Origin of the sequence: Saccharothrix australiensis, from assembly GCF_003634935.1 — a bacterium.
GTDB classification, from domain to species: Bacteria; Actinomycetota; Actinomycetes; order Mycobacteriales; family Pseudonocardiaceae; genus Actinosynnema; species Actinosynnema australiense.
Genome location: NZ_RBXO01000001.1, coordinates 1,886,492 through 1,904,900, shown reverse-complemented (window position 1 = coordinate 1,904,900; position 18,409 = coordinate 1,886,492). Strand labels below are relative to the sequence as shown.

The window sequence follows — 18,409 nt, the reverse complement described above, 5'->3', positions numbered from 1 at the left end:
CGTCACGATCCACCCACGTTCCCGCCGCACGACCAGGAAGTGCCGGGAGGACCACGTCAAGGAGCCGCAGTGACCGCGCCCAAGCTGGCCATCACCGACAGTGACCCGAGCACTACCACCGCCGACGTCGTCGTGGTGGGCACCATCCAGGGCCCGGACGGGCTCGCCCTCACGGGCGCCGCCGACGCGGTCGACGCCGCGTTCGACGGCGGCCTGCTCGACGTCCTCGGCACCGTGGGCGCCACCGGCAAGGCCGACGAGGTCGTGACCTTGCCCACATTCGGCAAGCTCACCGCGCCGGTCCTCATCGCCGTGGGCCTCGGCAAGCCCACCGACGGCGTCGTGGACGAGGAGCAGGTGCGGCGGGCGTCCGGCGCCGCCGCCCGCGCGCTGACCGGCAAGAAGCGCGCCGTGACGACGCTGTCCGCGCTGCACCTCGGCGCGGCCGTCGAGGGCACGCTGCTCGGCGCGTACCAGTTCACCGCCTACAAGTCCTCGAACGGCGACGCGCCGGTGGCCCGCGTCGACCTCCTCGCGCCCGCCGAGGGCACCACCAAGGCGCACCGCGCCGTCGTGAAGGCGTCCACCGCGATCGCCGAGGCCGTCACCGCGACCCGCGACCTGATCAACACCCCGCCGAACGACCTGTTCCCGGCGTCGTTCGCCGAGCGCGCCACCGCGCTGGCCAAGGGCCTCGACGGCGTCGAGGTCGAGGTGCTGGACGAGAAGGCGCTGCGCAAGCAGGGCTTCGGCGGCATCCTCGGCGTCGGCGGCGGCTCGGCCCGCCCGCCGCGCCTGGTCCGCATCACCTACCGCGGCCCCAAGGCCGCCAAGAAGGTCGCGCTGGTCGGCAAGGGCATCACGTTCGACACCGGCGGCATCTCGATCAAGCCGGCCGCCGGCATGGACGAGATGACCTCCGACATGAGCGGCGCCGCCGCCGTGATCGCCACCGTCGTGCTCGCGGCCAAGCTCAAGTACCCGCTGGAGGTCACGGCCTGGGCGCCGCTGGCCGAGAACATGCCGTCCGGCACCGCGTACCGGCCGGGTGACGTGCTGACCATGTACGGCGGCAAGACCGTCGAGGTGCTCAACACCGACGCCGAGGGCCGGCTGGTGCTGTCCGACGCGATCGTCCGGGCGTGCGAGGACGGCCCGGACTACCTGATCGAGACGTCCACCCTGACCGGCGCGCAGATCGTGGCGCTGGGCAAGCGGACGTCGGGCGTCATGGGGTCGGACGAGTTCCGCGACCGCGTGGCCGCGCTGGGCCGGGCCGTGGGCGAGCAGGCGTGGGCCATGCCGCTGCCGGAGGAGTTGCGGGGCGACCTGGACTCGCGGCTGGCCGACATCGCGAACGTCGCCGGGCACCGGTTCGGCGGGATGCTCGCCGCCGGGCTGTTCCTCCGGGAGTTCGTGGCGGAGGGCGTGCCGTGGGCGCACGTCGACATCGCGGGGCCGTCGTACCACACCGGTGCCCCTTACGGGTACACGACCAAGGGCGGGACCGGGGTTCCGGTGCGGACGTTGGCGGCGGTGCTGGCGGACATCGCGGCGAAGGGCTGATTCCGGTCGCGGGGTGACGAACGGGGCTTTGGGCTTTGGCGCTGGAAGGCCGGAGGTTCGGTCGAAGGCGTCAAAGCTTGAAGAGCGCCAGAGCGTCAAAGCGGGAAAACGGAAAAGCGGAAAAGCGGCGCTCGCCGCTGGGCAGGCCGCCGGGGAGGAAAAGCTCAAGGGCGTCGTGTTCTCCCCGTATGGCCTGGTCTGAAGACAACCGCGCTTGTCAGGGCAGGTCAAGCGGAAAGCGTGCTTGACCTGCCCTGACAAGCGCGGTTCCCTGCGGGCAGGCCATACGGGGAGAACACGAGGCCAGACGTCTGTGCGGCGGGTGCCTGGTGTGTGCGTGCGGGGTCAGCCGTTCTGGTTCTTGCGGCGGGTGTACTCGCGCATTCTTTTCGGGTAGCCGACTATGCCCGCGTCGTAGATGGGGATGCCCAGCTTCTTCGCCAGCTTCTTCGCGCCCTCGGTGCCGTCTATGCGTCTGCGAGTCCACTCGCCGTCGTGTGCCACGAGCACGACCGTGGTGTCCGTCACGGTCGTCTTGGGCTCGACGTACGCCTCGACGCCGCGCCGCGCCGCCGCCCACTGCTCCAGGTGCCCGGTGTCGGTGGACGTGGCCGTTCGGAGCACGCCGGGCCGCTGCTTCCTGCGGAAACGGTCGAACAGGCCCACCGGGCCACCTCCTGTCGGGGATCGTGGCGACCATGCTGCCGGCGGGGGTGTGAAGGTGTGGCCAAATCATCCCAAGAGGACACCGCGTCGCCGTCGCCCGTGAACTAGTGACAAGATGGCAATCACCCGCGCGCACCCGCGCGAAGTAAGGCAACAAGCTCTCCAGGGAGATCCCGTGACCGACACCTCCGCCGACCTTGTGATCCTCGGTGGCGGCTCGGGCGGCTACGCCTGCGCGTTCCGCGCGGCGGAGCTCGGCCTGTCCGTCGTCCTGGTCGAGAAGGACAAGCTGGGGGGCACGTGCCTGCACCGCGGCTGCATCCCCACCAAGGCGCTGCTGCACGCGGCGGAGGTCGCGGACAACGCCCGCGAGGGTGACCAGTTCGGTGTGAAGTCCTCGCTGGAGGGCATCGACATCGCGGGCGTCAACTCGTACAAGGACGGCGTGGTCGGCCGGCTCTACAAGGGTCTCCAGGGCCTGGTGAAGGCCAACAAGGTCACCCTCGTGGAGGGCGCGGGCACGCTGGTCGCCCCGAACACCGTCGAGGTGGACGGCAAGCGCTACACCGGCAAGAACGTCGTGCTGGCCACCGGCTCCTACGCGCGCAGCCTGCCCGGCCTGGAGATCGGCGGCCGGATCATCACCAGCGACCAGGCGCTGAACCTGGACTTCATCCCGGAGAAGGTCGTCGTGCTCGGCGGCGGCGTGATCGGCGTCGAGTTCGCCAGCGTCTGGTCCTCCTTCGGCGCCGAGGTCACCATCGTGGAGGCGCTGCCCCGCCTCGTGCCCGCCGAGGACGAGTACGCGTCCAAGCAGCTGGAGCGCGCCTTCCGCCGCCGGGGCATCAAGTTCAAGACCGGCGTGAAGTTCACCGGCGCGACGCAGACCGACGCGGGCGTCTCCGTGACGCTGGAGTCCGGCGACGTGCTGGACGCGGACCTCCTGCTGGTGGCCGTCGGCCGCGGGCCCAACACCGCGGGCCACGGCTACGAGGAGGTGGGCGTCGCGATCGAGCGCGGCTTCGTCGTCACCGACGAGCGCCTGCGCACCAGCGTCCCGAACGTCTACGCCGTCGGCGACATCGTGCCCGGCCTCCAGCTCGCGCACCGCGGCTTCCAGCAGGGCATCTTCGTCGCGGAGGAGATCGCCGGGCAGCACCCGAAGGTCATCGACGAGGCGGGCATCCCGCGCGTCACCTACTGCAAGCCCGAGGTCGCGTCGGTCGGCCTCTCCGAGGCCGCGGCCAAGGAGAAGTACGGCTCGGTGGAGACGTTCGTCTACGACCTCGCGGGCAACGGCAAGTCCCAGATCCTGAAGACCGCCGGCGGTGTGAAGCTGGTCAAGGCGCCGGACGGCCCGGTGGTCGGTGTCACCCTGGTCGGCGAGCGGGTCGGCGAGCTGATCGGGGAGGCGCAGCTGATCTACAGCTGGGAGGCTTACCCCGAGGACGTGGCTCCGCTGATCCACGCCCACCCGACCCAGACAGAAGCCCTCGGTGAGGCATTCCTCGCCTTGGCCGGCAAGCCGCTGCACGTGCACGGCTGACCGTCGCACCCCAGTCAGCCGATACCCGACTTACGCACGAGGAGTCAGCGAACGATGGCCTTCTCCGTCCAAATGCCCGCACTCGGCGAGAGCGTCACCGAGGGCACGGTCACCCGCTGGTTGAAGCAGGAGGGTGACCGCGTCGAGGTCGACGAGCCGTTGCTGGAGGTCTCGACCGACAAGGTCGACACCGAGATCCCCTCACCGGCGGCGGGCGTCCTCCAGAAGATCGTCGCCCAGGAGGACGAGACCGTCGAGGTCGGCGCCGAGCTCGCCGTCATCGGCGACGGCGCCGCGGGCGGCGACGACTCGACCTCCGGCGGCGGGACCGCCCCGGCCGAGGAAGCGCAGCCGGAGCCCCAGTCCGCGCCCGACCCGCAGCCCGAGCCGCAGGCGGCCCCGAAGGCCGAGGCGTCCGCGCCGTCCGGCGGTTCCGCCGACGGCACGCCGGTGACCATGCCCGCGCTCGGCGAGAGCGTCACCGAGGGCACCGTGACCCGCTGGCTCAAGCAGGTCGGCGACTCGGTCGAGGTCGACGAGCCCCTGCTGGAGGTCTCGACCGACAAGGTCGACACCGAGATCCCGTCCCCGGTGGCGGGCACCCTGCTGGAGATCAGCGCGGGCGAGGACGAGACCGTCGAGGTCGGCGGGCAGCTCGCCGTCATCGGCTCCGGCTCGCCCGCCCCGTCCGCGCCGGCCCCCGCGCCGGAAGCGCCCAAGCCGGCCCAGGAGGCTCCCGAGCCCGCGCGGGAAGCGCCGAAGCCCGAGCCGAAGCCCGCTGCGGAGGCCCCGAAGCCCGAGCCCCAGCCGGCCGCACCGGCGTCGACGCCGCAGCACGCCGCGCCCTCGTCCGGCGAGGACACCAACGGCGCGCCGTACGTGACGCCGCTGGTCCGCAAGCTGGCCTCGGAGAACGGCATCGACCTGGCCTCGGTCAAGGGCACCGGCGTCGGCGGTCGCATCCGCAAGCAGGACGTGCTGGCCGCCGTCGAGGCCGCCAAGGCGCCGGCACCGGCCGCGCCCGCGCCGTCCGCCCCCGCCGCGCCCGCGCCGGCCCAGCGGGTCGCGAGCGCGCCCGCCGCCGACACCAGCGGCAAGCGCGGGACGGTGCAGAAGCTGCCGCGCCTGCGCCAGATCGTCGCGCAGCGCACCCGCGAGTCGCTCCAGGTCTCGGCGCAGCTCACGCAGGTGTTCGAGGTGGACGTCACCAAGATCGCCCGGCTGCGCAACAAGGCCAAGGCGGCGTTCGAGCAGCGCGAGGGCGTCAAGCTCACGTTCCTGCCGTTCTTCGCCAAGGCGGCCGTCGAGGCGCTCAAGCAGCACCCGGTGCTCAACGCGTCCATCGACGAGGAGAAGAAGGAGATCGTCTACCACGGCGCCGAGCACCTGGGCATCGCGATCGACACCGAGCGCGGCCTGCTCAACGCCGTGATCGCCAACGCGGGCGACCTCAACCTGGCCGGCCTGTCGCACAAGATCGGCGACCTCGCGTCGCGGGCCCGCGCGAACAAGCTGACCCCGGACGAGCTGACCGGCGGCACGTTCTCGCTGACCAACCTGGGCAGCAACGGCGCGCTGTTCGACACCCCGATCATCCAGCAGCCGCAGGTCGGCATCCTGGGCGTCGGCGTGGTCAAGAAGCGCGCCGTGGTGATCACCGACGAGAACGGCGACGACACCATCGCGATCCGGTCGATGGCCTACCTGGCCCTGACCTACGACCACCGCCTGGTGGACGGCGCGGACGCGGGCCGATTCCTCACCACCGTGAAGAACCGCCTCGAAGAGGGTGCGTTCGAGGCCGACCTGGGCCTGTAGGGCCCGGAGCACGACGCGGCGGAGGCCGTCCCCGGCACGATCGGGGGCGGCCTCCGCCGCGTCGCGGGCAGCCGGTGCCGCGAGGTGGGCGGCCCGCGTCGCGTCGTGGACGGCCTCGCGTCGCACGGTGGGCGGGCCCGCGCCGCGCTCCGGGGCGGTCCGCGCTACGAGGTGGACGGTCCGCGTCGCACGGCGGGGCCTCCACCGCGTGCTCGGGCGCGTCTCCGGCGCGTCGTGGCGTCCAGTGGCGCGCATGACACGAACCACCGCTGTGCAACAGCCCGCGCGCTGCGAGACGATCAACCCATGCGGGTAGTGGTGGCGGGTTCGTCCGGTTTCATCGGCACCAGCCTGGTGGCCGCGTTGCGCGCCGCGGACCACGAGGTGGTCCGCCTGGTCCGCCGCCGCCCCGCCGCGCCCGACGAGCGGGAGTGGGAACCGCCCGCCGGGCGGATCGCGCCCGACGCCCTGGCCGGCGCGGACGCCGTGGTCAACCTGTGCGGCGCGGGCGTGGCCGACAAGCGGTGGGACGACGCCCGCAAGCAGGTGTTGCTGGACAGCCGCACGGTGCCCACCGAGGTGCTCGCCGCGGCCGTCGCCGAGCACGGCGTCCCGACGCTGGTGAACGCCGGCGCGGTCGGCTACTACGGCGACACCGGCGACGAGGTGGTGGACGAGTCCACGCCGTCCGGCACGGGCTTCCTCGCCGACCTGTGCCGCCAGTGGGAGGCGGCCACCCGGCCGGCGGCGGGCGCACGCGTCGTCCGGTTGCGCATCGGCCTGGTGATCAGCCCGTCCGGTGGCCTGTTCGGCAAGCTCAAGCCCCTGTTCCAGTGCTTCCTGGGCGGTCGGCTCGGCAGTGGCCGCCAGTACCTGCCGTGGATCTCGCTGGACGACGTGATCGCCGGGATGGTGCACGTCCTGGAGCACGAGTCGATCGACGGCCCGGTCAACCTGACCGCGCCGAGCCCGGTGACCAACGCCGAGTTCACCCGCACCGTGGGCCACGCGCTGCACCGCCCGACGCCGTGGGTGGTGCCCGCGTTCGCCCTGCGGGCGGTGCTCGGCGAGATCGCGGAGGAGGGCGTCCTGGCGGGTCAGCGGGCCGTGCCGAAGGTGCTGGAGCGCAACGGCTTCCAGTTCCTGCACCCCGCCCTGGGCGCCGCGGTGGCGGCGGCCGTGCGCGGATGAGCCGGTGGTTCCCGGCCGCGGTCGGCGCGGTGCTCACGCTGGCGTCGGTGGTGCTGGGGTTCTCGGTCCACCGGGACGTGCCCGCGTTCGACGCCGCGCTGCGGGACGCCGCCGGGTCGTGCGGCCCGGACCTGGTCTCGGCCGCGGCCGTGGTCAGCTTCCTGCTCAGCCCCGGCCTGGCCACGATCGCCGTGGTCTCGCTCGTCCTGCGGGCCCTGCTGGCCGGGGAGGTGCTGGTGTTCAAGGCGGCGGTCCTGCTGGGCGTCGCCTGGTCGACGATCCTCGCCCGCTTCGCCTACCGCCGGGTGCGACCGGTGGAGTACGACCTGCCCTCGTACCCGAGCGGGCACGTCACCGCAGTCACCGCCGTGGCCTTCACCGGTGTCGTGCTGTGCGCGCACCTCGCGCCCCGGCTGCTGCGCGTGGCCGTCGGGGTGGCGGTGGTCGCCGTCGTGCTGACCGCCGCCAGCCGGGTCGTGCTGGAGATGCACTGGTTCACCGACACGGTGGGCGCGGTGCTGGCCACCACCGGCGTCGGGCTGCTCGCGGCCCTGGCCCTCCGGTTGCTGCCCGTGGGCGTAGGGTCGAAGGGTGAGCAGCCTTGACCTCTCCTGCCGCACCTCGACGGACCCGATCGACGTGCGCGAGCTGGGCACCATCGACTACCTGGCCGCGTGGGAACTGCAACGCGAGCTGGCCGAGGCCCGCGCGGAGGGCCGCCTCGGCGACACCCTGCTGCTGCTGGAGCACCCGCCGGTGTACACGTGCGGCCGGCGCACCGAGGCCGACGAGCGCCCCGCGGGCGGCGACGTCCCGGTCATCGACGTGGACCGCGGCGGCAAGATCACCTGGCACGGTCCGGGGCAGCTGGTCGGCTACCCGATCATCGGGCTGAGCGAGCCGCTGGACGTCGTGGACTACGTGCGCCGCCTGGAGCAGGCCCTGATCCACGTGTGCGACCAGCTCGGCGTGCGCACGGGCCGCGTGGAGGGCCGCAGCGGCGTGTGGGTGCCCGCCGACGACCGGGGCGTCGAGCGCAAGGTCGCCGCGATCGGGATCCGGGTGCAGCGCGGCGTGACGATGCACGGCTTCGAGATCAACTGCGACGCGGACCTGTCCGCGTTCGACGCGATCATCCCGTGCGGCATCCGGGACGCGGGCGTGGCGTCGCTGTCGCGGGAACTGGGCCGCGAGGTGACGGTGGCGGAGGTGCGCCCGCTGGCGCGCCGGGCCGTGATCGACGCCCTGAACGGCGACCTCCCGCTGACCGACCGCACGCTCGTCCGCGCGCAGCCCGCGGCGGCGGGCGTGAGCTTCGCGGTGCGGACCGGCTGACAAGCCCGACGCTCCTCTCTAGTGTCCGGCAGGACGGACTACCAGAGGGGAGATTCGTCGTGCCCCTGACCCGACGGCACCTGCTCTCCGCCGGTGGCGCGGTGGGCGGCGCCCTGCTACTGCCCGGCCCGCCCGCGGCGGCCCGCGGCGGCGACCCGGACGACTGGCTCGGCCGGCTGCGCGCGCACCGGCGGCACGTCGCCGCGGTGGTGGACGACGGCCGGGGCGGGCGGCTCGCCCACCGGCCGCACGCCCGCCAACCGCTGGGCTCCGCCGTGCAGGTCCTGCACCTCGCGGCGTACGCGCTCGCGGTCGAGCGGGGCGTCGTGGCGCCGGACGACCGGGTGACCGCGGGCGAGTGGGAGGCGCACCACCTCGGCGCGGGCCTGGACGGCGGCGCGCACCAGCGGGCGCTGCGGACGCTGGGGCTGGCGTCCACCAACGGCGTCACCGCCGACGACCCGCACGCCGTGCTCACGCTGGACGACCTGGTGGGCGTCCTGCTCCGGCACGGCGACCACGCCGCCGCCGACCACCTGGGACGCCGGCTGGCCGGGCTGGTGCGCCCGGCCGCCGTCCGAGCGGGTTGGCCCGACGCGCCCGTGCCGTCCTACCTCGGCGAGGGCCTGCGGCTGGTCCTGGGCCGCCGGGTCGAGGTCGAGCGCTACCTGGACGACCCGCGGCTCCAACTGGAGGTCGTCGGCCACCTGCCGGACGTGCCGAAGACCTACGACGGCCGACGCGCCTGGGCGCGCGACACGTGGCGGGGCACCGCCGCCGGCCTGCACCGGCTGCACCGCGCCCTGGACCGCTTCCCCGGCGCGGTGGCGCGCCTGGAGCGCGGCCGGGAGGTTCCCGACGCCGTCGGCTTCCAGGGCGGCTCGCTGCCCGGCGTCGTCACCGCGGGGTTGCGGGTGCGGTGGCCGGACGGCCGGGTCGGCACGGCGACCGTGCTCGTCGAGGAGGCCGACGAGCCGTGGTCCCGGACAGCGGGAGGGCTGGTCGAGCTGGTGCGGCGGGCCCTGCTGGACCCCGCCGCGCTCGGGGAGCTCCAGGCCGCCCTCGCGTAGGGGGACCGCCACCGCGACTCCGCGCGGTGGGCGGGACGGCCGCGGTCGGTGGCTCCCGCGCCCGTCCTGCCCGTGGCGGGTCAGCCGCGCAGTTGGGGCACGACCTCGGCCGCCACCAGTTCCAGGTGGTCGAGGTCGGCCAGGTCGAGCACCTGGAGGTACACCCGGCTGACACCGGTCTCGGCCCGCCACCGCGCGAGCCGCTCGACGACCTCGGCGGGCGTGCCCGCGAGGCCGTTCTCCTTCAGCTCGGCCACCTCGCGCCCGATGGCCGCCGCACGCCGGGCCACCTCGGCGTCGTCGCGGCCCACGCAGGCGACCAGCGCCGCCGAGCGGGTCATCGTGGCCGGGTCGCGGCCGATCTCGCGGCACGCCGCGTCCACCCGCTCGAACTGCCGCGCGGCGACGTCGACGGGCACGAACGGCTGGTTGAACTCGGTGGCGTGCCGGGCGGCCAGCGCGGGCGTGCGCTTCGCGCCCGTGCCGCCGACGACGACCGGCACCGGCGACTGCGCGGGCTTGGGCAGCGCGGGCGAGTCGACCAGCGCGTAGTGCTCGCCCTTGAACGAGTACCGCTCGCCGACCGGCGTGGCCCACAGCCCGGTGATGATCTCGAGCTGCTCCTCCAGCACCCCGAACCGCTCGCCCAGCGGCGGGAACCGCAGGCCGTATGCGGTGTGCTCCTCCTCGAACCAGCCCGAGCCGAGGCCGAACTCGACCCGGCCGCCGGACATCCGGTCCACCTGCGCGACGGCGATCGCGAGCGGTCCGGGGTGGCGGAACGTGGCGGCGGTCACCAGCGTGCCGAGCCGGATCGTCTTCGTCTCGCGGGCGAGGCCGGCGAGCGTGATCCACGCGTCGGTGGGTCCGGGCAACCCGTCGCCCGGCCCCATCTTCAGGTAGTGGTCGGAACGGAAGAACGCGCCGTAGCCCGCGTCCTCGGCAGCGCGTGCGACGCGCAGCAGGTCGTCGTAGGAGGCCCCCTGCTGGGGCTCGGTGAAGATGCGAAGTTCCAGTTCCACGGGCACAAGCTAACCGCCCCGACGCCGGTCCCGCGCACAACCCCGCCGGTGGCGGGCCATTCAACACAGCGAGGCCGCGTCGGTGGTTCGCGGCGCGGGTTCTGCCGATCACGCTCTTCGATCGGCAGAACCCGCCCCGCGAGCCGCCGACTGAAAGGCGGCCGAGCCGCCCGACGGAGTCGGGCCATCCAACACAGCGAGGCCGCGTCGGTGGTTCGCGGCGCGGGTTGCGCCGATCACGCTCTTCGATCGGCGCAACCCGCCCCGCGAGCCGCCGACTAACAGGCGGCCGAGCCGCCCGACGGAGTCGGGCCAATCCAACACAGGAAATCCAACACACTCCACCGTGACGTAGGGTTGGTGACGTGACCGTCGTACCTGAGGGTCGGAAGCTGCTGCGACTGGAAGTCCGCAACAGTCAAACGCCCATCGAGAAGAAGCCCTCGTGGATCAAGACCAAGGCGAAGATGGGCCCCGAGTACCGTGAACTCAAGGGCCTGGTCAAGCGCGAGGGTCTGCACACGGTGTGCGAAGAGGCCGGCTGTCCCAACATCTACGAGTGCTGGGAGGACCGGGAGGCCACCTTCCTGATCGGTGGCGAGCAGTGCACCCGGCGCTGCGACTTCTGCCAGATCGACACCGGCAAGCCGGCCGACCTCGACCGCGACGAACCGCGCCGGGTCGCCGAGTCCGTCCAGGCGATGGGCCTGCGCTACTCGACGGTGACCGGCGTGGCGCGGGACGACCTGGCCGACGGCGGCGCGTGGCTGTACGCGGAGACCGTCCGCCAGATCCACGCCCTCAACCCCGGCACGGGCGTCGAGCTGCTGATCCCGGACTTCAACGCGGTGCCCGAGCAGCTGGCGGAGGTCTTCGACTCCCGCCCCGAGGTGCTCGCGCACAACCTGGAGACGGTGCCGAGGATCTTCAAGCGCATCCGCCCGGCGTTCCGCTACGAGCGGTCGCTGGAGGTCATCACCAGGGCCAGGGAAGCCGGCCTGGTCACCAAGTCGAACCTCATCCTGGGCATGGGCGAGACGCCGGACGAGGTCACCGAGGCGCTGAGCGACCTGCACGACGCGGGCTGCGAGATCATCACCATCACGCAGTACCTGCGCCCGTCGCCGCGCCACCACCCGGTGGAGCGCTGGGTGAAGCCCGAGGAGTTCGTGACCCACAAGGAGACCGCCGAGCGGATCGGCTTCTCCGGCGTCATGGCGGGCCCGCTGGTCCGCTCCTCGTACCGGGCGGGCCGGCTCTACGCGCAGGCCGTGCAGCAGCGCGGGGACGTGCTGCCGGACAACCTCCGCCACCTGCTGGAGGCGGGCGGCGCGGCCCAGGAGATCACGTCGCTCCTGTCCCGCTAGGGAAGCTCTCCGAGGACGCCCGGCACCCGACGAGGTGCCGGGCGTTTTCGTCGCCGCTCCTGGGCTCCGGGCCGTGTGCGCCGGTCAGCCTCCGAGGATCACCCGTCGGTGCCGCCACGCCAACCGGAGCAGGATGAGCCCACCGGCCGACAGGCGCGGTTCGAGGCGGTCGATGGCGTCCGGGGTGAAGGGGATGTGCCTGGCGTCACCCTGCCCGACGATCCACCCCTCGTCGTTGACCGCGACCACGCCCTCGAACAGCTCGTCGTACTCGGGCGCGTCGATGACGGCCACCGTCAACTGCTGGACGTTGAGTTCGAGGGGTTCGATCACCAGGCCGCAATGCCACACGCGGAAGCTCCCGCGCCCGCGCGCCGCTTCGAACCGCGCGAACGGCTCGTCGTGCGCGTAGTCGATGGACCGGGGACCGCCGCCGTCGTGCTCGGGGTTGCCGAGGAACTCCTCGGAGTACTCGCGCATGATGTTCCGCCACAGCGAGAAGTCACGCTCGACGTCCTCGGGCGCGCTCGAGGACGGCTGGAACTCCCCGGCGGGCATCGGGTGGCACAAGCCCCCACCATCCGCCACCTTGCCGCCGTCCCGCTCGTGCAGGACGAAGCTCGCGCCCTCGCCGATGCCGCCACGCCGGATGGTCAGCGTGGTGATGCCGGGCGACATCAGCAGGCGCTCCGGGTCGAACGGGTCCCCGACGGCCTGCCGCAGGGGCAGGTCCGCTATTCGCGGGGTGGCCCGGCCGGAGACCAGCCAGGCCCGTTTGAACTCGTGGGCCAGCAGTTGTCTCAGGTTGAAGCCCTCGAAGAAGGTCGTCCGGCCGAAGCGCAGGCGCAACCCACCGCCACGACCGGCGGCCACGCCGGTGAGGCGATAGCTCAGCCGGTTCTCCAGCAACCTCGGCCGGACGAGGTCGCGGACGGCACGGCTGTAGTCCCGGTACCGCACACCCTGGTCGCTCAACGGCAGCAGACCGGTCACGTCGACCTGTGCGGGAAACGCGTAGCACGGGGAGTCGCCCGCCCACTCCAGCTCGACAAGGTCCAACTCGACCGGCCGCTCGACCAGCCAGCCGGGCCCAGCCAGCACATGGCCACCGGGCGCACGCACCGAATCCGGGTACAGCCACGCGGCCGACTCGGACAACTCCCGCCCACGCACACCGGGAACACCACGCACCCGCAGCCACTCAGCCTGATCAGCCCTGACGACGTCCGCATCGCTCTTGTCCGCGACGGGAGCAGTCGCGTTCCGAGCTTCTTCGCCAAGCCCGGTCAGCGTCAGAAGCTCCTCGATAGGCACCCCGAGGAACCCCTCCAGCAGGCGAACGGTAGCCGGGCGCAACTGGTTCGCCGTGACTCTTCCAGTCACTATCCGATGCATGTGCCGAACGCTCAGCGTGCCGACTTCCCGGTGTTCCCGAGCGAAACCCCCAAGCTGCTCGGTGAACTCTTCAACACTGAGTCGACGTTGCCTGATGAGCAGACCAAGGACTGTGCGACCGGTGAGCGGTCCGGGCATCGTGCCTCCTGCCTGTGCGTCTCAACCCCCGATCGCCGGCTACCACAGTGGGCCGGGCGGATACCCGGTGCAACCCGATGGCGCGACGGCTTGGCCTGCTCTTACAGGGGACACCCGCGCTGCTCCGGACACCACGACCGGCACCGGACCGGGACATGACCCGATCCGGACATCTGCCCCCGCGGTCACGACCTCCCCGGCGCCTGGTTCCGCCCGCCTCGGGTAGTCCGACGTCGGTGCTCCCCGGCTCGTCGGCCTGCCCGTGGTCGATTCGACCATCGTGCCTCGAAGCGCGGGCGATCCGGTCACACGATGGGATGGCGGGCGGTTCCCCCCGCCCCTGCCGGGTAGTTCGGCGTGGTCGAGCGCGGTCGTCCCGCTGGGGGCGCCGCCGCACCGAGGAGACGGGAGATCCCGCGATGTTCCGCACCGCCGCCCTGGCCGCCGCCACGTTCGCCGCCGCCACGCTCCTGCCCGCGCTGGCCGCCACCCCGGCTCAGGCGTCCGCCGAGCAGTGCACGGCCATCCTCGAACAGGCCGGCCACAAGATCACCGACGCGACGCGCGACGCCTGCAAGGCGGGCGAGGAGTCGCCCGAGAAGTGCGTCACCGGCCTGACCGCCGACGGCGTGCAGGACCCGCAGCTCGTCCTCGTGGCCTGCCTGCTGGCCGCCGCGCAGACCTCCGGCGAGGTGTGAGCCGCCGTCACGCCGCCGCACCGCCCGAGGAACCGCGGCGCACCAGGAGCGACCCGACGACCACCACCAGCCCGACCCCGGTCACCGGCGCGGCCCACGCCAGCCGCTCGCTCCGCAACCGGCCGCAGATGCCGACCAGCGCCGGGCTCTCGGCCCTGACCCCGACCTCGTCGAACCCACCGCCCAGGCTGTTGCCGCAGGGCACCGCCCGGCCCGACGGCGCGTCCGCGGCCGTCGGCACGAGCGCGATCAGCAGCCCGGCGAGGAAGAACGAGACCCCCACCACAGCGGCGACCGTCCTGGGTGACATGGCGACAAGCTACGGGCCGGCCGGGCGGCTTGGCGAGGTCGGTGCGGGAACCCGCACCACGGGGCCCGGCCGCCACGGCACGACGGGGTGGGCGCGGCAGGGTTCGAACCTGCGACCGCTCGGGTGTAAACCGAGTGCTCTTCCGCTGAGCTACACGCCCGGAGACGTCACCCGACCGTGGGGTGACGCCGGCAACGCTATCAGGACTTCAGGGCGGCCACGGCCTTCTTCCACGCCTCCTGGTCGCGCGGCTCGCCCGGCCCGTTGACCTCGGCGTACCGGACGACACCCGAGAGGTCCACCAGGAACGTGCCGCGGTTGGCGAGGCCCGCCGCCTCGTTGAACACGCCGTACCGGGACGCCACCTCGCCGTGCGGCCAGAAGTCCGACAGCAGCGGGAAGCGGTAGCCCTCCTGCTCGGCCCACGCCTTCAGGCTGAACGGCGTGTCCACCGACACACCGATCACCTGCACGTTCTCGTCCTCGTACGCCGCGAGCTCGTCGCGCACCTGGCACAGCTCGCCGGTGCAGATGCCGCTGAACGCGAACGGGTAGAAGACCAGCAGCACGTTGCGCTTGCCCCGGAAGGACGACAACGCCACCGGCTGCTTGTTGTAGTCGTTCAGCGTGAAGTCCGGAGCCTCCGAACCGACCTCGACCGCCATGCTTAGCCCTTCCACCGGAACTCGTGCACCCGACAAGACGGGCTCCACGCGTGCGGAGCCCGTCCGCGAGCCTAGCGGCACCGGCGACGGGCGGTCGGGTCAGCGCTTGGACTTGGCCGACTTCGGCGCCACCAGCCTCGTCGCCATCCAGTCGGCGCTCACGCTGACGTTGGAGGTCTGGGCGAGCCCCGCGGTGGACACCGATTCGGCGATGTCGCTCGGCTCGACGTGGCCGGTCCGACCGGTCTTCGGCGTCAGCACCCAGATCACGCCGTCGTCGGCCAGCGAGGTGGTGGCGTTGATCAGTGCGTCGACCAGGTCGCCGTCATCCTCGCGCCACCACAGCAGGACCACTTCCACGACCTCGTCGACGTCCTCGTCGAGCAGATCGCTGCCGATGCGCTCTTCGATCGCGGCACGGAGGTCGTCGTCGACGTCCTCGTCCCAGCCGATCTCCTGGACCACGCTGCCCGGTTCGATCCCGAGCCTGTCGGCGACACCGATCTTGCCGGCGTCTTCCGCGGCGACCACGGCTTCCACTCCTCCAAGTACACAAGAGCGGCAGCCGGGGTTCGACTGCCGCGCGATGTCACTACCAGTCGCGGCTAGCGAACACTGTCGGGCCTGCTAAGCGCAACCGTAAGGGCCAAGACACGCCGCATCGGGTACCCCCGGGTGCGTTGCGCCATCCGGATGAGGCACGCTCTACATACCTCCTATTCGCGCGCGCGAGGGACACGGTCCAAATTACCCACCGGTAGCGGTGACGGATCAGCTCCCGAAGGTGACGATGGGAGTCAGAGACCCCGGAACGAGGAGATCCCTTGAGCCCCCAGAACACTCCCGAACGGGTGCACGTCATCCGTGACGGCCTGGCCGCCCACCTCCCGGACATCGACCCGGAGGAGACCGCGGAGTGGCTGGAGTCCTTCGACGCCGCGCTCAAGGGCGGCGGTCAGCAGCGCGCCCGCTACCTGATGCTCCGGCTGCTCGAGCGGGCGAGGGAGAACCACGTCGGCGTGCCGTCGCTGACCAGCACGGACTACGTCAACACCATCCCCACCGAGCGCGAGCCGTGGTTCCCCGGTGACGAGGAGGTGGAGCGCCGCTACCGCGCGTGGATCCGCTGGAACGCGGCGATGACCGTGCACCGCGCCCAGCGGCCGGGCGTGGGCGTCGGCGGCCACATCTCGACCTACGCCTCGTCGGCGAGCCTCTACGAGGTCGGCTTCAACCACTTCTTCCGGGGCAAGGACCACCCCGGCGGCGGCGACCACGTGTTCATCCAGGGCCACGCCTCGCCGGGCGTGTACGCGCGGGCGTTCCTGGAGGGCAGGCTGTCGGCGCGGCAGCTCGACGGCTTCCGCCAGGAGTTCTCGCACGCCGGTCCGGGCGGCGGGCTGCCGTCCTACCCGCACCCGCGGCTGATGCCGGACTTCTGGGAGTTCCCGACCGTCTCGATGGGCCTCGGCCCGATGAACGCGATCTACCAGGCGCGGTTCAACCGCTACCTGCGCGACCGGGGCATCAAGGACACCACCGACCAGCGCGTGTGGGCGTTCCTCGGCGACGGCGAGATGGACGAGCCGGAGTCGCGCGGCCTGCTCCAGATCGCCGCGAACGAGCAACTGGACAACCTGACCTTCGTGGTCAACTGCAACCTCCAGCGCCTCGACGGCCCGGTCCGCGGCAACGGCAAGATCATCCAGGAGCTGGAGGCGTTCTTCCGCGGCGCGGGCTGGAACGTCATCAAGGTCATCTGGGGCCGCGAGTGGGACGCCCTGCTGCACGCCGACCGCGACGGCGCGCTGGTGAACCTGATGAACCAGACGCCGGACGGCGACTACCAGACGTACAAGGCGAACGACGGCGCGTACGTCAAGGAGCACTTCTTCGGCCGCGACCCGCGGACCAAGGAGCTGGTCGCGCCGATGACCGACGACGAGGTGTGGAACCTCAAGCGCGGCGGCCACGACTACCGCAAGGTGTACGCGGCGTACAAGGCGGCCTCGGAGCACCACGGCCAGCCGACGGTCATCCTCGCCAAGACCATCAAGGGCTACGGCCTGGGCCCGCACTTCGCCGGGCGCAACGCCACGCACCAGATGAAGAAGATGACCCACGAGGACCTGAAGCTGTTCCGGGACAGCCTGCGCATCCCGATCGCGGACAAGGACCTCGACCCGTACCTGCCGCCGTACTACCACCCCGGCCAGGACGCGCCGGAGATCCGGTACCTGCTGGAGCGCCGCAAGCAGCTCGGCGGCTTCGTGCCGGAGCGCCGCACCAAGTCCAAGGCGCTGGTGCTGCCCGGCGACAAGGTCTACGACGTGGTGCGCCGCGGCTCGGGCAAGCAGGAGGTCGCCACCACGATGGCGTTCGTCCGGCTGGTGCGCGACCTGGCCAAGGACCCGGAGATCGGCGGCCGGATCGTGCCGATCATCCCGGACGAGGCGCGCACGTTCGGCATGGACTCGATGTTCCCGGCGCAGAAGATCTACAACCCGAACGGGCAGCTGTACACGTCGGTCGACGCGCAGCTCATGCTGGCCTACAAGGAGTCCGAGCAGGGCCAGATCCTGCACGAGGGCATCAACGAGGCCGGTTCCACCGCGTCGTTCACGGCGGCGGGCACGTCCTACGCCACGCACGGCGAGCCGATGATCCCGATCTACATCTTCTACTCGATGTTCGGGTTCCAGCGGACCGGCGACGGCCTGTGGGCGGCGGCCGACCAGATGGCGCGCGGCTTCGTGCTGGGCGCGACGGCGGGCCGCACCACGCTGACCGGCGAGGGCCTCCAGCACGCCGACGGGCACTCGCTGCTGCTCGCGCACACCAACCCGGCCGTGATCGCCTACGACCCGGCGTGGTCGTTCGAGGTGGCGCACATCGTCAAGGACGGCCTGCGGCGGATGTACGGCGAGGACGCCGAGAACGTCTTCTACTACCTGACCGTCTACAACGAGCCGTACCAGCAGCCCGCCGAGCCGGCGGACCTGGACGTGGAGGGCTTGCTCAAGGGCCTCTACCGCTACCAGCAGGCGCCCGGCTCGGGCCCGCGGGCGCAGGTGCTGGCGTCCGGTGTGGCGATGCCGTGGGCGATCGAGGCGCAGCGGCTGCTGGCCGAGGACTGGGGCGTGCAGGCCGACGTCTGGTCCGCGACGTCGTACTCGGAGCTGCGCCGCGAGGCCGTTGACGTCGACCGGCACAACCTGCTGCACCCGGACGAGGAGCCGCGCGTGCCGTACGTGACGCAGGCGCTGTCCGGCGTGGCGGGCCCCGTGGTGGCGGTGTCGGACTGGATGACGGCCGTGCCGGACCTGATCCGGCCGTACGTGCCGACCGACATGACGACGCTGGGCACGGACGGCTTCGGCTTCTCCGACACGCGGCCCGCGGCGCGGCGGCACTTCCTGGTCGACGCGGAGTCGATCACGGTGGCGACGCTGGCGGCGCTGGCGAAGCGCGGCGAGGTCCAGCAGTCGCTGGTCGTGCAGGCGGCGCGCAAGTACCGCATCGACGACGTGGGCGCGGCCGGCCCGTCCACGACGGACGCGGGCCTGGCCTGAGGTTTCACCCCTGTGGGGCCCCACCCGAACGGGTGGGGCCCCACACGCCT

General features: G+C 72.3%; 17 protein-coding genes and 1 tRNA gene. 11 read left to right on the top strand and 7 right to left on the bottom strand.

Annotated features, from left to right (window positions below; translation table 11 throughout):
* Positions 1-69: 69 nt before the first annotated feature.
* Together C8E97_RS09020 and C8E97_RS34020 are read left to right on the top strand one after the other, a co-directional pair.
* The gene (locus C8E97_RS09020; protein WP_121003400.1) at positions 70-1,566 is read left to right on the top strand and encodes a leucyl aminopeptidase; all 1,497 of its coding nucleotides are present in this window, start codon (positions 70-72) and stop codon (positions 1,564-1,566) included.
* Between the two features lie 13 nt (positions 1,567-1,579).
* Positions 1,580-1,768 carry a hypothetical protein gene (locus tag C8E97_RS34020; RefSeq protein ID WP_147455036.1) on the top strand — a complete coding sequence of 63 codons (189 nt, stop codon included), beginning with the start codon at positions 1,580-1,582 and terminating at the stop codon, positions 1,766-1,768.
* A 143-nt stretch (positions 1,769-1,911) separates the two neighbouring features.
* Here the strand turns inward: C8E97_RS34020 and C8E97_RS09015 are convergent, their stop codons facing one another.
* Positions 1,912-2,232, bottom strand: coding sequence for an oxidoreductase (locus tag C8E97_RS09015; protein ID WP_121003398.1), 321 nt, complete (start codon positions 2,230-2,232; stop codon positions 1,912-1,914).
* Between the two features lie 175 nt (positions 2,233-2,407).
* On the opposite strand from C8E97_RS09015, the gene lpdA reads away from it, so the two are divergent.
* The 6 genes from lpdA (at position 2,408) to C8E97_RS08985 (ending at position 9,192) form a co-directional block, all read left to right on the top strand.
* Positions 2,408-3,778: a dihydrolipoyl dehydrogenase gene (lpdA, locus tag C8E97_RS09010; RefSeq protein WP_121003396.1), complete on the top strand. Its 1,371-nt coding sequence runs from the start codon at positions 2,408-2,410 to the stop codon at positions 3,776-3,778.
* Positions 3,779-3,832: 54 nt separating this feature from the next.
* Positions 3,833-5,596, top strand: coding sequence for a 2-oxoglutarate dehydrogenase, E2 component, dihydrolipoamide succinyltransferase (sucB, locus tag C8E97_RS09005; protein ID WP_121003394.1), 1,764 nt, complete (start codon positions 3,833-3,835; stop codon positions 5,594-5,596).
* Positions 5,597-5,902: 306 nt separating this feature from the next.
* The gene (locus C8E97_RS09000) at positions 5,903-6,787 is read left to right on the top strand and encodes a TIGR01777 family oxidoreductase (RefSeq protein WP_121003392.1); all 885 of its coding nucleotides are present in this window, start codon (positions 5,903-5,905) and stop codon (positions 6,785-6,787) included.
* Positions 6,784-7,392 carry a phosphatase PAP2 family protein gene (locus C8E97_RS08995; RefSeq protein ID WP_121003390.1) on the top strand — a complete coding sequence of 203 codons (609 nt, stop codon included), beginning with the start codon at positions 6,784-6,786 and terminating at the stop codon, positions 7,390-7,392. The genes C8E97_RS09000 and C8E97_RS08995 overlap by 4 nt, the downstream gene beginning before the upstream one ends.
* Positions 7,379-8,122, top strand: coding sequence for a lipoyl(octanoyl) transferase LipB (lipB, locus tag C8E97_RS08990; RefSeq protein WP_121003388.1), 744 nt, complete (start codon positions 7,379-7,381; stop codon positions 8,120-8,122). The genes C8E97_RS08995 and lipB overlap by 14 nt, the downstream gene beginning before the upstream one ends.
* A 59-nt stretch (positions 8,123-8,181) precedes the next feature.
* Positions 8,182-9,192, top strand: coding sequence for a hypothetical protein (locus C8E97_RS08985; RefSeq protein ID WP_121003386.1), 1,011 nt, complete (start codon positions 8,182-8,184; stop codon positions 9,190-9,192).
* 80 nt (positions 9,193-9,272) lie between these two features.
* Here the strand turns inward: C8E97_RS08985 and C8E97_RS08980 are convergent, their stop codons facing one another.
* Positions 9,273-10,208, bottom strand: coding sequence for an LLM class F420-dependent oxidoreductase (locus tag C8E97_RS08980; protein WP_121011152.1), 936 nt, complete (start codon positions 10,206-10,208; stop codon positions 9,273-9,275).
* Between the two features lie 371 nt (positions 10,209-10,579).
* On the opposite strand from C8E97_RS08980, the gene lipA reads away from it, so the two are divergent.
* Positions 10,580-11,581: a lipoyl synthase gene (lipA, locus tag C8E97_RS08975; RefSeq protein WP_121003384.1), complete on the top strand. Its 1,002-nt coding sequence runs from the start codon at positions 10,580-10,582 to the stop codon at positions 11,579-11,581.
* An 84-nt stretch (positions 11,582-11,665) separates the two neighbouring features.
* On the opposite strand, the gene C8E97_RS08970 is transcribed toward lipA, so the two are convergent.
* Positions 11,666-12,682: an XRE family transcriptional regulator gene (locus C8E97_RS08970; RefSeq protein WP_121003381.1), complete on the bottom strand. Its 1,017-nt coding sequence runs from the start codon at positions 12,680-12,682 to the stop codon at positions 11,666-11,668.
* Between the two features lie 851 nt (positions 12,683-13,533).
* On the opposite strand from C8E97_RS08970, the gene C8E97_RS08965 reads away from it, so the two are divergent.
* Positions 13,534-13,812, top strand: a complete 279-nt coding sequence (locus C8E97_RS08965) for a hypothetical protein (protein WP_121003379.1) — start codon at positions 13,534-13,536, stop codon at positions 13,810-13,812.
* 7 nt (positions 13,813-13,819) lie between these two features.
* Here C8E97_RS08965 and C8E97_RS08960 read toward each other — a convergent pair whose 3' ends face one another.
* The 4 genes from C8E97_RS08960 to C8E97_RS08945 form a co-directional block, all read right to left on the bottom strand.
* Positions 13,820-14,122, bottom strand: coding sequence for a hypothetical protein (locus C8E97_RS08960; protein WP_121003377.1), 303 nt, complete (start codon positions 14,120-14,122; stop codon positions 13,820-13,822).
* 88 nt (positions 14,123-14,210) lie between these two features.
* Positions 14,211-14,282 (bottom strand) — tRNA-Val (locus tag C8E97_RS08955).
* A gap of 40 nt (positions 14,283-14,322) precedes the next feature.
* Positions 14,323-14,787, bottom strand: coding sequence for a peroxiredoxin (locus tag C8E97_RS08950; RefSeq protein WP_121003375.1), 465 nt, complete (start codon positions 14,785-14,787; stop codon positions 14,323-14,325).
* 99 nt (positions 14,788-14,886) lie between these two features.
* A complete protein-coding gene (locus C8E97_RS08945; protein ID WP_121011149.1) occupies positions 14,887-15,318 on the bottom strand; it encodes a DUF3052 domain-containing protein in 432 nt (143 codons plus the stop codon).
* A 293-nt stretch (positions 15,319-15,611) separates the two neighbouring features.
* On the opposite strand from C8E97_RS08945, the gene aceE reads away from it, so the two are divergent.
* Positions 15,612-18,359 (top strand): pyruvate dehydrogenase (acetyl-transferring), homodimeric type, encoded by a 2,748-nt coding sequence (gene aceE, locus C8E97_RS08940; protein ID WP_121003373.1) that lies wholly within the window; start codon positions 15,612-15,614, stop codon positions 18,357-18,359.
* The last annotated feature ends 50 nt before the right edge of the window (positions 18,360-18,409 follow it).

Bases quoted from the DNA above. Each gene is read 5' to 3' on its own strand.
- sucB (WP_121003394.1), top strand. From the start codon at position 3,833: ATGGCCTTCTCCGTCCAAATGCCCGCACTCGGCGAGAGCGTCACCGAG.
- C8E97_RS09000 (WP_121003392.1), top strand. From the start codon at position 5,903: ATGCGGGTAGTGGTGGCGGGTTCGTCCGGTTTCATCGGCACCAGCCTG.
- C8E97_RS08995 (WP_121003390.1), top strand. From the start codon at position 6,784: ATGAGCCGGTGGTTCCCGGCCGCGGTCGGCGCGGTGCTCACGCTGGCG.
- C8E97_RS08965 (WP_121003379.1), top strand. From the start codon at position 13,534: ATGTTCCGCACCGCCGCCCTGGCCGCCGCCACGTTCGCCGCCGCCACG.
- C8E97_RS08960 (WP_121003377.1), bottom strand. From the start codon at position 14,122: ATGTCACCCAGGACGGTCGCCGCTGTGGTGGGGGTCTCGTTCTTCCTC.
- C8E97_RS08950 (WP_121003375.1), bottom strand. From the start codon at position 14,787: ATGGCGGTCGAGGTCGGTTCGGAGGCTCCGGACTTCACGCTGAACGAC.